Source organism: Spongiactinospora sp. TRM90649 (genome assembly GCF_029382225.1).
In the GTDB taxonomy this organism is placed as follows: Bacteria; Actinomycetota; Actinomycetes; order Streptosporangiales; family Streptosporangiaceae; genus Spongiactinospora.
This window is the reverse complement of record NZ_JARLTC010000005.1, coordinates 293,374-306,483: the sequence shown is the minus strand read 5'-3', so window position 1 is coordinate 306,483 and position 13,110 is coordinate 293,374. Positions and strand designations below refer to the sequence as shown.

Below are 13,110 nucleotides of genomic sequence, written 5' to 3'. Positions count from 1 at the left end.
GCCATGAGGCTCAGCGACGAGTACGAGGCACTGCGCAAGACCGTGGAGGAGTTCGCCCGCGACGTGGTCGCGCCGGTCATCGGCGACCTCTACGAGCGCGGCGAGTTCCCCTACGACATCGTCCGCCAGATGGGCGCGATGGGGCTGTTCGGCCTGCCGATCCCCGAGGAGCACGGCGGCATGGGCGGCGACTACTTCGCGCTGTGCCTGGCGCTGGAGGAACTCGCCCGGGTCGACTCCAGCGTGGCCATCACCCTGGAGGCGGCGGTGTCGCTGGGGGCCATGCCCATCTACCGGTTCGGCGACGCCGAGCAGCGCGCCCGGTGGCTGCCCAGCCTGACCGCGGGCGAGGCGCTGGGCGCGTTCGGGCTGACCGAGCCCGGCGGCGGCTCGGACGTGCCGGGCGGCATGCGGACCACGGCCCGCCTGGAGGGCGGCGAGTGGGTGATCAACGGCACCAAGGCGTTCATCACCAACTCCGGCACCGACATCACCGGGCTGGTGGCCGTGGCCGCGATCACCGGGGAAGGGGCGAACGGGCGTCCGGAGATCTCCACCATCCTGGTCCCCTCGGGCACCCCGGGCTTCACCGTGTCCAAGAAGTACTCCAAGGTGGGCTGGTCGGCCTCCGACACCAGGGAGCTGTCCTTCGCCGACTGCCGGGTGCCCGAGGGCAACCTGCTGGGCGCGCGGGGCCGGGGCTACGCGCAGTTCCTGCAGACCCTCGACGAGGGGCGCATCGCCATCGCCGCGCTGTCGGTCGGCCTCGCGCAGGGCTGCGTCGACGAGTCGCTGCGGTACGTGCGCGAACGGCGCGCGTTCGGCCACCCCATCGGGCACTACCAGGCGATCCAGTTCAAGATCGCGAACATGGAGGTCCGCGCGCACACCGCCCGGCTCGCCTACTACCACGCGGCGGAGAAGATGCTCGCCGGCGAGCCGTTCAAGAAGGAGGCGGCCATCGCCAAGCTGGTCTCCAGCGACGCCGCGATGGACAACGCCAGGGACGCCACGCAGATCTTCGGCGGCTACGGGTTCATGAACGAGTTCCCGGTGGGGCGGTTCTACCGCGACGCGAAGATCCTGGAGATCGGCGAGGGCACCAGCGAGGTGCAGCGGATGCTCATCGCGAGGGAGCTGGGTTTGTCCGACCTCTGATCCACATTTCCTACACCCTCCGTAACCGTAGCCCTTCAACCGGAAATATCGGGAAATAGGGGATGGTCAATTCCGGAGCGGCTGGTGATACTCGGACCAATCGGGGGAGATTTCCGGATCACGATCCGGAGGCGAGTGGATACCGGCTGCACGGGGGAAGGGGTGGGGAGGTGTAGTCGCATGAGGTTCGGCATCCTGCCGCCGTACGGCGCCGATGTGGTGACGGACCCGTCGTGGATGGCCGCGTTCGCGCGGCACGCAGACGACGTCGGTTTCGAGTCGATCTACCTCGGTGAGCACCTGGCGCTCCCCGACGACACCGCGTTTCCCGACGCGCTGGAGACGCTCGCGTTCCTAGCGGGGCACACGACATACGTGCGCCTGCACACGTCGGCCCTGATCCTCCCGCTGCACCATCCCGTGCACCTGGCCAAACGGGTCGCCACGCTCGACCGGCTGTCGCGCGGGCGGGTGACGATCGGGGTCGGCGTCGGCTCGGTGCGCGAGGAGGTCCGCGCGCTCGGCGTCGATCCCGCCACCAGGGGCAGACGGGCCGACGAGGCCATCACCGCGCTGCGCGTCCTGTGGCGCGACAACCCCGCCTCCTTCGCGGGCGAGTTCTACGGCTTCAGCGAGGTCCGCAGCCATCCCCGGCCGGTGACCCCCGGCGGCCCGCCCATCCACGTGGGCGGGCACAGCGCGGCGTCCGCGACCCGCGCCGGACGGCTCGCCGATGGGTTCCACCCCCAGGGCGGCCTCCCCTTCGACGACCTCGACGGTGACGGCGGGCCGCTCCGGGTGATGCGCGAGGCCGCGCGATCCGCCGGGCGCGACCCCGCCGCCATCGAGGTCACCGTCACCCTGCCGATGACCGCCGTGAACCAGGCGACGATCGAGGCCGCCGAACGCGTCGGGGTGACCAGGATCGTGCTGGCCACCCGTCCCGCCGACCTGGACGCCGTGCGCCGCGCGATGGACGACTTCGCCGCCAACCACCCGATGCCGGAGGAATGCCTGGTCAGGTGAGCTGCGCGTCGAGGCGGTAGCCGTCCACCGTCACATAGACCTGGTCGCCGGGCCGCGCGTTGAGCCGCATCAGCACCGGCTGCAGCGAGTCGAACACCGGCTGGCGGTCGCGCCAGACCAGCACCACCGCGTTGTCACCTGGCCCGGTCACCGACAGCAGCGTGCCCGGACGCATGCCGAGCTGCGCCGCGTAGCCCTCGGGCACGGCCACCGGCTCGCCCCGCAGGTGCTCGCTGGTGACCTCGATCCGCTGCCAGCGGCGCGGGTCGGACGTCGGGCTGGGCGGCGGCGCCGAGGGCGCCCCGGCCCGCTGTCCGGGGGTGAGGTGCGGGCGCCCGCTGCCCGACAGCGCGGACAGGGTCGCCAGCGCGGCGCTCGGGTCGATCGAGGCGGGATTGACCTGCGGGACCGGCCGTCCCTCGCGGTTGTGCCCGTTGACTCCGGGCGTACGGCGCGGCAGCGGCTTGGAGGACCCGGGACCGGACGCTCCCGCCAGCGCCTCGTGCTCGTGCCTGGCGGCCTCGTGCGCGGGGGTGGCGGTGTGCAGGGAGTCCAGCCACGCCCTGGCCGAGTGGGACCGGATGCCGAGCTGGGCCAGCATCTCCACCACGTCGGCGTCGGAGGGCTTGCCCGCCAGCATCTGACGGGTGCGGTCGCGCAGCCCGCCGAGGTCGCCGACCACGAGCCAGCCGTCCTGGAGACGACGGTCGGGCATCAGGGTGACCAGGACGCGCCAGAGCTGGGTGCGCAGTATCGGCACCACGACCGGGTGCGCCGGGTCGGCGCCGACGAGCTGCTCCTCGGTCGCCGCCGCGCCCAGCCACTCGGTCAGGCGGAACAGGTGGCCGGTGAGCGCGGAGGAGTCGGGGGAGCGCAGCCAGTGCAGCACGCGCTCCTCGGCCCTGCGCTGGGCCTGGGACAGCATCTCGCGGTCCACGCCGAGCCGGTGCGCGAGGGCGCGCAGGCTGATCGGGTCGGCCGCGAACAGCCGCTCCACGGCGACCGCCTGCTCCAGCGGCTCCCAGCCGCGCAGCAGGCCGTCCACCAGCGCGATGAGCGGGAACTCCGTGCTCGCCGCGGCGGCCGTGTCGGGCGTCGGGGCGGGGTGCGGGGGCAGCTGCTGGGCCGCGGGTGCGGGCTGCGCCTGCTGGGGAGCGGCCTGCGGTGCCGCGGGCCGCCGGGTGGGCAGCGGCGCGCCGCCCGCGGTGGGCTGCGTCTCCTGCTGGCCCTGCGAGTGCGGCTGCTGCTGGCGCTGAGGGTGCTGCTGGCCCTGGGCCTGCTGCTGAGCCTGCGGGTGCGGCTGCTGCGGTGACTGTTGCTGGGCTTGCTGTTGGCCTTGTTGCTGGCCTGGCGGCTGGGTCTGCCTTTGGGCTTGCTGCTGGCCCGTCTGCTGGGCGGCCTGCTGCGGCTGCGCGGTCTGGGCCTGCGCGGCCCCCGCCGCCTGTGCCGCCTGGGCCGTTGGCGCGGCGGCCCCGCCGACCGAGGGATGCGTGGGGATCCGCGTCAGCACCTCGTGGAAGACGGCCCCCACCACGAGCTCCAGCGGAGCAGACGCGGCCGCGGCCGGAGTGGCGAGGTCGCCGGGCGTGAGGCGGCACAGGTGCGGCCAGCCGCCCAGCCGTTCCACCACGGCACGGGCCTGACCCGGCCAGCGGGCGAGCTCGGGCGCGCCGAGCGTGTGGAGCGCGGGCACCACGTCCGCCAGCGGGAGGTGATCCCAGCGGGAGGCCGACAGGCGCGCGAGCCGGTCGCAGAGCCAGTCCAGCCCCATCACGGCGATGGCGCGGGGCAGCGTCACAGAGGCCCACCAGCCAGAAGGCAGCCGGGGGTCGGCGAGAACTTCGGCGACCTGCTTGGGCCGGCTCCAGCGCAGAGCCGGAACCAGATCGCTCAGGCAGATCGATGACTCGGCGTCCATCGGCAGACCGCAACCTCCCCAGAGTGACGCGTGTGGCTAATGGTGCAGCCTACGCCGCAAGCTATCAATTGGTGTCAATAGGGTAAAGCTCGTTGGCTGTGGAATCGGGCGAATGGCGTATCTGGGGCCTCCCGCCCACCGTCGTCACGGCCTCCGCTCCCGCCCGGCAGCCCGCGACCAGGGATATCTCGTCGCCGGCGCCCGCCATCCTGGCGACGAGATATCCGGCGGCGAAGGCGTCTCCGGCACCGGTGGAGTCCGTGACGGTCACGCCGAGGCCGGGGGAGCGCGCGAGAATCCGCCCGTTTCCGGCCAGCAGCGCGCCGTCCGGGCCCACTTTCACGACCGCTGTGCCGTACCGTTCGGAGAGCGTTTCCGCCGCGCCGCGCGCGTCGGAGCGGCCGCTCAGCAGCAGGGCCTCAACGAGGTTGGGAAAGACCAGCCCGGCGAGGGCGGTCTCCGCCAGGAAGCGCTCCACGCCGAACGCGCGCAGCGGGCCGGTGGAGGCGGGGTCCACGCTGATCGCCACGCCGAGCCCGGCGGCCCGCTCCATCGCCGACCTGGCCAGCGCCAGGCCCTGCCCGCTGAACAGGGTGTATCCGGAGACGTGGAGCCGGGCGACTCCGTCGAGCAGCGCGTCGTCCCAGTCGCCCGGCCCGAGCCGTTCACCGGCGCCCCGGTCGGTGAGCATGGAGCGCTCGCCGCTCGCGTCGATGAGCGCGATCACCACGGCGGTCGGCGCGTCCGGATCGATCCGCACGTGCGGCCGGACGCCCGCCCCGGCGAGCTCCTCGGTGTGCCACCCGGCGCCGTCGGCCCCCGCGCGGCCCAGGAACCGCACGTCGGCCCCGAACCGCGCCGCCCAGCAGGCGGTGTTCGCCCCCGACCCACCGGCCCGTACACGGATGTACGCGGCCCCGTCCGGGCCGCCGTCCGAGAGCTGCCCCCGGGGACGGACGACGACGTCGGTGACGACGTCGCCGATCACCAGGAGTCCTCCGGCGGGGGCGGCCCGCCCCGGCATCGCGGTCAGTCCTTCGCGGCGTAGGCCGCGGCGATCCGGGCGGCCAGCCGGGCGTTGCCCCGGACGGCGGCCAGGTTCGCCTCAAGCGACGCCCCCTCGGTGCCGTTGACCAGGTACTGCAGCAGGAACGGCGTGATCGCCTGGCCGCTGATCCCGGCCTTGCCCGCCTCCGCGAGCGCCTCGGCGAGGACGCGGTCGTGCAGCACGGGGTCGAGCTGTTCGGCGACCGGGACCGGGTTGGCCACGATGAGCGCGGCGTCGTCGCCGCCCAGGGCGTCGCCCGCGGCCATGATCGCCGCGGCCTCGCCCGGCGACTCGATCCGCCAGTCCACCGGCACCCCCGAGCTGTTCAGATAGAACCCGGGGAAGGTGTCGCTGCGGTAGGCCACCACGGTGATGCCCCGGGTCTCCATCCGCTGGAGCGTGGCGGGCACGTCCAGGATCGACTTCACCCCCGCGCAGACCACGGTGATCGCGGTACGGCTCAGCGTGTCGAGGTCGGCGGACTCGTCCTGGTCCTCGGTCCAGCCCCGGTGGACCCCGCCAAGCCCGCCGGTGGCGAACACGCGGACACCGGCGCGGGCGGCCAGGAACGCGGTCGCCGACACCGTCGTCGCCCCGCTCACCCGCAGCGCGACGGCGAGTGGCAGGTCGCGCCTGCCGAGCTTGCGCATCCCCGGCTCGGCGGCCACGTGTTCCAGCTCGGCCTCGGAGAGGCCCACCCTGGGCACGCCGTCGAGGACCGCCGTGGTCGCCGGCACCGCCCCCTCCGCCCGGACGATCTCCTCCAGCTCCCGCGCCACCGAGAGGTTGCGCGGGCGCGGCAGGCCATGGGAGATGATCGTTGACTCCAGTGCCACCACCGGGGCTCCCCGGTCGATGGCCGCGGCGACCTCGGCGGACAGGCGTACGGCGGGCTCTGCGCTCATCGGCATCGGTGGTGAGTGCTCCTTCGCGGACCGTTCTGACCTGGGATCGGCTGCGGTGTTGCGCTCGCAGGATTCCGCTCGCAGGCGAGCAGATTATGGACGGACGCCGGGCGGCGTCCACACGCCACGACGCGAGGGCCGGGCCTTTGAGGATGTTAGGGTGCGCGACATGCGGAGTGACCGGTATTCCCGCTATGACGTGATTATCGCTGGTGGCGGGCACAACGGGCTCACCGCCGCCGCGTACCTGGCGCGAGCGGGCAGGCGCGTCCTGGTTCTCGAACGCCTCGACCACGTCGGCGGGCTGGCCGTCTCCGCCCAGGTGTTCCCCGGTGTGGACGCACGCCTTTCGCGCTACTCCTACCTGGTCAGCCTGCTCCCTTCGAAGATCGTCCGCGACCTCGGCCTGCGGCTGGAGCTGCGCCGCCGCCGATACGCCTCCTACACGCCGCTAGGGGACACCGGCCTGCTCGTGGACGGCGGCGACGAGGCCAGGACCGCCGCCTCCTTCGCGGCCGTGACCGGCGGCGACGCCGACCACGCCGCGTGGCGCGAGTTCTACGGCCGGACCGCCCATGTGGCCGAGCGCGTCGCTCCCACCCTGCTGGAACCGCTCACCGACCGCGCCGCGATGCGCGTGCTGGTCGGCGCCGAGGCGTGGCGCGACCTGTTCGAACGGCCGGTCGGCGAGGTCGTGGAGGAGCGCTTCGCGCACGACGCGGTGCGCGGCGTGGTGCTCACCGACTCGCTGATCGGCACCTTCGCCGACCCTCGCGACCCCGGCCTGCTCGCCAACCGCTGCTTCCTCTACCACGTGATCGGCGACGGCACCGGCGACTGGAACGTGCCGGTCGGCGGCATGGGCGCGGTGTCGGGCGCCCTCGCGGACGCGGCGCGGTCGGCGGGCGCGGAGATCCGCACCGGGGCCGAGGTGCTGGCCGTCGATCCGGACGGCGAGGTGACCTTCGCCGACGAGACCGGCGAGCACGCCGTCACCGGCGAGCGGGTCCTCGCGGCGGTGCCGCCCGGCGTACTGGCCCGGTGGCTGGGGGAGGAGCCGCCCCCGGCCGAAGGGGCGCAGCTCAAGGTCAACATGGTGCTGTCCAGGCTGCCGAGGCTGCGCGACCCGGCCGTCACCGCCGCCGAGGCGTTCGGCGGCACCTTCCACATCAACGAGACGGCGGGCCGGCTCGCCGAGGCCCACGCCCAGGCGTCGGCGGGGCGCGTTCCCGCCCTGCCGCCCGCCGAGGTCTACTGTCACTCCCTGACCGACCCGTCGATCCTCGGCCCGGAGCTGCGCGCGGCGGGCGCGCACACGCTGACCCTGTTCGGCCTGCACATGCCCGCACGGCTGTTCCGCGCGGACCCGGAGGGCTCGCGCCGCGCCGCGCTCGCCGCGACGCTCGCGTCCCTCGGCTCGGTGCTCGCCGAGCCGATCGAGGACTGCCTGCTGCGCCGCCCGGACGGCACGCCGTGCCTGGAGGCCAAGACGCCCGTGGACCTGGAACGCGAAGCAGGGCTCCCCGGCGGCCACATCTTCCACCGCGACCTGTCCTGGCCGTTCGCGGAGGAACCGGGCGAGCTCGGCGGATGGGGCGTAGAGACCGCCCACGACAGGATCCTGCTGTGCGGCGCGGGCGCGAGACGGGGCGGCGGCGTCAGCGGCATCCCCGGCCACAACGCGGCCATGGCCGTGCTCGGCGGGGGGGGGGTGACCTCCCTGACCTCGACGGGCTGACTTAACCGGATTCTCATCAGCTCCGGCTAACTTCGACACGTGACAGCGCGTGTACTGGTCGTGGACGATGAGCCCGCACTGCGAGAAGCCCTCCAGGCCAGCCTGGAGTTCGAGGGATACTCCGTGGGCCTCGCCTCCGACGGGCAGGCCGCACTGGAAGTGCTGGCCACGGAGCGCTACGACGCGGTGCTCCTCGACGTGATGATGCCGCGGGTCGACGGGCTCACCGCCTGCCGTCGCCTGCGGGCCTCGGGCAACCGCGTGCCGGTGCTCATGCTGACCGCCAGGGAGGCCGTCGGCGACCGCGTGACCGGCCTCGACGCGGGCGCCGACGACTACCTGGTCAAACCGTTCGAGCTGGACGAGCTGCTGGCGCGGGTGCGGGCGCTGCTGCGGCGCGGCGAGCCCCCCGCCGGTCCTGGCGCCGACTCCGACGAGTGCGTGCTGGTCTTCGGCGACCTGCGGATGGACACCGCGGGCAGGCAGGTCAGCCGGGCCGGGCGGGCGCTTGAGCTCACCCGCACCGAGTACCTGCTGCTGGAGTTCTTCCTGGTCCACCCCCGCCAGGTGCTCACCCGCGAGCAGATCCTCAGCGAGGTGTGGGGCTTCGACTTCGAGCCGGCCTCCAACTCCCTCGACGTCTACGTGATGTACCTGCGGCGCAAGACCGAGGCCGCCGGGCTGCCCAGGATCATCCACACCGTGCGCGGCGTGGGCTACGTGCTGCGGGCCGCGCCATGATCGGACGCACCCTCCGCTCCCGGCTGACCGTGCTGGTCGCCCTGGCGGTGGCGGTGGCGGTCGCGGTGTCGGCGGGGGCCTGCTGGCTCATCGTGCGCGGCGAGATGCTCAAGCAGCTCGACCGCTCGCTGCAGGGCCCGCCCGGTCCGCAGGGCGCCAAGAAGCGCGCCGAGGACATCGCGATGATCCTGCGGTACTGCGCCGAGCCCAGCCCCTCGGGCGGCGGCCCGCTGCGGGCCTACGTCCCGCCGCTGCAGATCGTCTACGCGAATGACGGCCGGCGCTGCGTGCTCAGCCCCACCGGCATCCCGGTCTCCCCGGCCGACCGGCGGATCGCCGCCGACGGCGGCAAGATGATCACGGACGGCGTCACCGACACCGGCGTGGCCGTGCGGATCAAGACCCAGCAGATCGCGCCGGGCGTCGCCGTGATGGAGTCCCGGTCGCTGAGCGAGCTCGACACCATGCTGGCCGGTCTGGCCGGGCTGCTGGCGTTCGTCACGGCCCTCGGGGTCGTGGGCGCCGCCTCCGTCGGGCTGCTGGTCTCCCGCACGGCGCTGCGCCCCGTCGGCAAGCTCACCCGCGCCGTCGAGCACGTCGGCCACACCGGCGACCTCGCCACCCGCATCCCCGTCGAGGGCACCGACGAGATCGCCCGCCTCGGGGCCTCGTTCAACTCCATGACCAGCGCGCTGGCCCGCTCCCGCGACCGGCAGCGGCGGCTCATCGCCGACGCCGGGCACGAGCTGCGCACCCCCCTCACCAGCCTGCGCGCCAACATCGACCTGCTGCTGCGCAGCGAGCACACCGGCCGCCCCCTCGACCCGGCGGCCAAGCGCCGCCTGCTGGGCAGCCTGAAGGCCCAGTTCGAGGAACTGTCCACGCTGGTCGGCGACCTGCTCCAGCTCGCCAGGCCGGAAGACGAGACCGAGCCGGGCGAAGACGTCGCCTTCCACGAGGTGGTGGGCGCCGCCGTGGCGCGGGCGCGGCTGCGGGCGCCCGCCGTGCGCGTCACCGCCGACCTGTCGCCCTGGCACGTCACCGGCCACGCCGTCACCCTTTCCAGGGCCGTGATCAACCTGCTCGACAACGCGGTCAAGTTCAGCCCGCCCGGCGGCACCGTGGAGGTGCGGCTGCACGGCGGCCTGCTCACCGTCCGCGACCACGGCCCCGGCGTCCCTGACGAAGATCTCCTGCACGTCTTCGACCGGTTCTGGCGCTCGCCCTCGGCCCGCAGCCTGCCCGGTTCCGGGCTGGGGCTGGCCATCGTGGCGCAGGTGGCCCGTGAGGCGGGCGGCGAGGCCGGCCTGAGCAACGCCGAGGGCGGCGGCACCGAGGCGTGGCTGAGACTGCCCGGCGAGGATTTCTCATCTTGTGTTAATAGTTGACTCACCCCTGTCAAAGGTCGGATCCCGAGCGTGGATTCATGAGCATGAACGAGCTGACGGGCGCGCCGCCGCGGACACGGCTGGTCGAGATCGTCATTCCCGTGCACAACGAGGAGCGCGTGCTGGAGAGCAGCGTCCGCAGGCTGCACGGTTATCTGGCGGGGATGTTCCCCTACGGTTTCCGGATCACGATCGCCGACAACGCGAGCACAGACGCCACCTGGCCGGTCGCCAAGGGCCTGGCGGCCGATCTGCCCGACGTGCGGGCGGTCCACCTGGCCGAGAAGGGCCGGGGCCGTGCGCTGCGCCACGTCTGGGCCGGCAGCGACGCCGACGTCGTGGCCTACATGGACGTCGATCTGTCCACCGACCTCGACGCCTTCCTGCCGCTGGTGGCGCCGCTGCTGTCCGGGCACAGCGACCTGGCGATCGGCACCCGCCTCGACTACGCCGCCAACGTGGTGCGGGGCCCGAAGCGTGAGGTGATCTCGCGGGCCTACAACCTGCTGCTCCGCTCGATCCTGGGCGCGCGCTTCTCCGACGCCCAGTGCGGGTTCAAGGCGGTGCGCGCCGAGGTCGCCCAGGCGCTGCTGCCCTCGGTCCGCGACGAGGAGTGGTTCTTCGACACCGAGCTGCTGCTGCTCGCCGAGCGCCACGGCCTGCGCATCCACGAGGTCCCCGTCGACTGGGTCGACGACCCCGACAGCCGCGTCGACATCGTCAAGACCGCGCTCGACGACCTGCGCGGCATGGCGCGGGTGGCGCTGTCCGGGGCGACCAGGCAGCTCCCGATCTTCGCCGTGATCGGCGTGATCAGCACCCTGGCCCACCTCGGGCTCTTCGTGGCGCTGCGCCAGCTCATGCCCGCGCTGGCCGCCAACGCGCTCGCGCTGTTCCTCACCGCGATCGCCAACACCGCCGCCAACCGCCGCTTCACCTTCGGGGTGACCGGCCGCGCCGGGGTGGTGCGCCACCAGCTTGAGGGGGGCGTCGCCTTCGTCGTCGGCCTGGGCCTGAGCACCGGCGGCCTGGCCCTCCTCGACGTGCTCATGCCCGGGGCGTCCACCACGGCCGAGGTGGTGGCCGTGGTGTTCGCCAACGGGCTGGCCACGCTCGTCCGCTTCCTGCTGCTGCGCACCTGGGTCTTCAACCTCCGCCGCCCGGCCAACGGGCCGCTGCGATGACCACCACCGCGACCGGGCAGGCGGCGTCCCGTGTCCGCGGCCGGTCGCGCCGGCTGCTGTCCCGGTGGCCGCTGGCGGCCGTCCTCCTGCTGGCCGCCGTGCTCTACACCTGGGGCCTGAGCCGCAACGGCCACGCCAACGCCTACTACGCGGCGGCGGTCCTGTCGGGCACCGAGAGCTGGAAGGCGTTCTTCTTCGGCGCGCTCGACGCCGGGTCCTACATCACGGTCGACAAGCCGCCGTTCGCGCTGTGGGTGATGGGGCTGTCGGCGCGGGTCTTCGGCATGTCGCCCTGGAGCCTGCTGCTGCCCCAGGCGGCGGCGGGCGTGGCGACCGTCTGGCTGGTGCACTCCGCGGTGCGGCGGAGCGTGCCCGGCCGTCCCGGGCTCGTCGCGGCGCACGTGGCCGCGCTGGTGCTGGCGCTGACGCCGATCACCGTGGCCATCAACCGGGACGACAACCCCGACCCGATCATGGTGCTGCTCCTCACCGGGGCCGCCTGGCTGTGCCTGGCGGGGCTGCGCGACGGACGGCTGCGCTACCCGGTGCTCGCGGCGGTGCTGGTCGGCCTGGCGTTCAACACCAAGATGCTGCAGGCGTACCTGGTGCTGCCCGCGCTCGGCGGGGTCTACCTGTTCGCGGCCCCGGGGACGCTGCGCCGCAGGTTCGGCGCGCTGGGCGCGTCCGCGCTCGCGCTGGTCGTCTCCAGCGGCTGGTGGATGACCGTGGTCGACCTTTGGCCGAAGGGCGACCGTCCCTACGTGGGCGGCAGCGGCGACAACAGCGTCTGGGACCTCGTGGTCGGCTACAACGGCCTGGGCCGATTCCTCGGTCAGGAGCGCGACTCCGGCGGCGGTCCCGACTTCGGCGGTCAGGCCGGGCTGTGGCGGCTGTTCAACGAGCAGGTGGCCGGGCAGATCTCCTGGCTGCTGCCGTTCGCGGTGATCGCGCTGATCGCCGGGCTGGTCCTGCCGGCCCGCGTGCCCGCCGCCGGTTTCCGGTACGATGGCCCGCCGCGCTCGGAGCCGGTCCGCGCCGCGCTGCTGCTGTGGGGCGGCTGGCTGGTCGTGCACTACGTCGTCTTCAGCCTGTCCGGGGGGATCTTCCATCCCTACTACACCACGGCGCTGGCCCCGGCGATCGCCGCGCTGTGCGGGATCGGCGGCGTGCTGGTGTTCCGCGCCTACCGCTGCTCCCCGGTCTGGGCCTGGCTGACACCGCTGAGCGTCGCGGTCACGGGCGCGTGGTCGTTCACGATCCTGCGCCGCGCGCCGCAGTTCGCGCCGTGGGCGGCGTGGGTCGTGGCGGGGCTCTGCGCGGTCGCGGTGGCGGGGCTCGCCTGGGGCGCGGCCACCCGGCCCGCCAGATCCAGGCTCGCCGGGCTCGCCCTGGCGGCGGGCGTCGCCGGTGGGCTCACGGGGCCAGCCGTCTACGCGGTGACGCCGCTCGGCGCGCCCATCGTCGGCACCAACCCCACCGCGGGGCCCAAGGGCAAGGCCATCGCGGGCCTGCCGCCGGGGGCGCCCGGCGGGCCGGGCGACGGCGCGCGGGGCGCTCCCGGCGGTGGCGGGTTCGGTGGTGAGGTCCCGGCCGGGCTGGTCGCTTATCTGGTGCGCAACCAGGGTGGCGCCACCTGGCTGGCCGCCTTCGGCAGCGCGCAGCCCGTGGTGTCGCTGATCCTCTCCACGGGGCGGCCCGCCATGGCGATGGGCGGTTTCCTGGGCTCCGACCCGGCGACGACCGTGGCGGCGCTGCGGGCCCACGTCGCCGCGGGCCGGGTCCGCTACGTGGTGCCGGGCGGGGGGCTGTCCTCGGCGGCCCGGGGCGATCAGGGCGTCACTCAGTGGGTGGAGGCCAACTGCGCGCTGGTCCCGCCGTCCGACTACGGAGTGGCGTCGTCCAACGAGGCCGTGGGCCGCACTCCTGAGGGGAGAAGGGGCGACGGGCGCCGGGTCTACCGCTGCTCCTGACAAATTCGGACACTCGCTGTGAGCGTCGCGCGGG

The 13,110-nt window shown here is 73.7% G+C and carries 10 protein-coding genes; 7 read left to right on the top strand and 3 right to left on the bottom strand.

Going from position 1 to position 13,110, the window contains the following annotated elements; all coding sequences use genetic code 11:
* The first annotated feature begins 3 nt into the window (after positions 1–3).
* Together P3X83_RS06880 and P3X83_RS06875 are read left to right on the top strand one after the other, a co-directional pair.
* Complete coding sequence (locus P3X83_RS06880; protein WP_277304011.1) at positions 4–1,158, top strand: acyl-CoA dehydrogenase family protein; 1,155 nt, start codon at positions 4–6, stop codon at positions 1,156–1,158.
* A gap of 180 nt (positions 1,159–1,338) precedes the next feature.
* Positions 1,339–2,184, top strand: coding sequence for an LLM class F420-dependent oxidoreductase (locus P3X83_RS06875; RefSeq protein ID WP_277304010.1), 846 nt, complete (start codon positions 1,339–1,341; stop codon positions 2,182–2,184).
* On the opposite strand, the gene P3X83_RS06870 is transcribed toward P3X83_RS06875, so the two are convergent.
* From P3X83_RS06870 to P3X83_RS06860, 3 genes are all read right to left on the bottom strand, one after another.
* A complete protein-coding gene (locus tag P3X83_RS06870; RefSeq protein WP_277304009.1) occupies positions 2,177–4,102 on the bottom strand; it encodes a hypothetical protein in 1,926 nt (641 codons plus the stop codon). The genes P3X83_RS06875 and P3X83_RS06870 overlap by 8 nt on opposite strands.
* 64 nt (positions 4,103–4,166) lie before the next feature.
* The gene (locus tag P3X83_RS06865; protein ID WP_277304008.1) at positions 4,167–5,126 is read right to left on the bottom strand and encodes a sugar kinase; all 960 of its coding nucleotides are present in this window, start codon (positions 5,124–5,126) and stop codon (positions 4,167–4,169) included.
* A gap of 5 nt (positions 5,127–5,131) precedes the next feature.
* Positions 5,132–6,061: a pseudouridine-5'-phosphate glycosidase gene (locus P3X83_RS06860; RefSeq protein ID WP_277304007.1), complete on the bottom strand. Its 930-nt coding sequence runs from the start codon at positions 6,059–6,061 to the stop codon at positions 5,132–5,134.
* Positions 6,062–6,224: 163 nt separating this feature from the next.
* Here P3X83_RS06860 and P3X83_RS06855 point away from each other — a divergent pair, with 163 nt between their 5' ends.
* From P3X83_RS06855 to P3X83_RS06835, 5 genes are read left to right on the top strand one after another with little or no spacing between them, the layout of a single operon-like run.
* The gene (locus tag P3X83_RS06855) at positions 6,225–7,793 is read left to right on the top strand and encodes an NAD(P)/FAD-dependent oxidoreductase (protein WP_277304006.1); all 1,569 of its coding nucleotides are present in this window, start codon (positions 6,225–6,227) and stop codon (positions 7,791–7,793) included.
* 39 nt (positions 7,794–7,832) lie between these two features.
* A complete protein-coding gene (locus P3X83_RS06850) occupies positions 7,833–8,534 on the top strand; it encodes a response regulator transcription factor (protein WP_277304005.1) in 702 nt (233 codons plus the stop codon).
* The gene (locus P3X83_RS06845) at positions 8,531–9,922 is read left to right on the top strand and encodes a HAMP domain-containing sensor histidine kinase (RefSeq protein ID WP_277304004.1); all 1,392 of its coding nucleotides are present in this window, start codon (positions 8,531–8,533) and stop codon (positions 9,920–9,922) included. Before P3X83_RS06850 ends, P3X83_RS06845 begins: the two co-directional genes overlap by 4 nt.
* Before the next feature lie 38 nt (positions 9,923–9,960).
* Positions 9,961–11,106, top strand: coding sequence for a bifunctional glycosyltransferase family 2/GtrA family protein (locus tag P3X83_RS06840; protein ID WP_277304003.1), 1,146 nt, complete (start codon positions 9,961–9,963; stop codon positions 11,104–11,106).
* Positions 11,103–13,076, top strand: coding sequence for a glycosyltransferase family 39 protein (locus P3X83_RS06835; protein ID WP_277304002.1), 1,974 nt, complete (start codon positions 11,103–11,105; stop codon positions 13,074–13,076). Before P3X83_RS06840 ends, P3X83_RS06835 begins: the two co-directional genes overlap by 4 nt.
* Positions 13,077–13,110 lie beyond the last annotated feature (34 nt).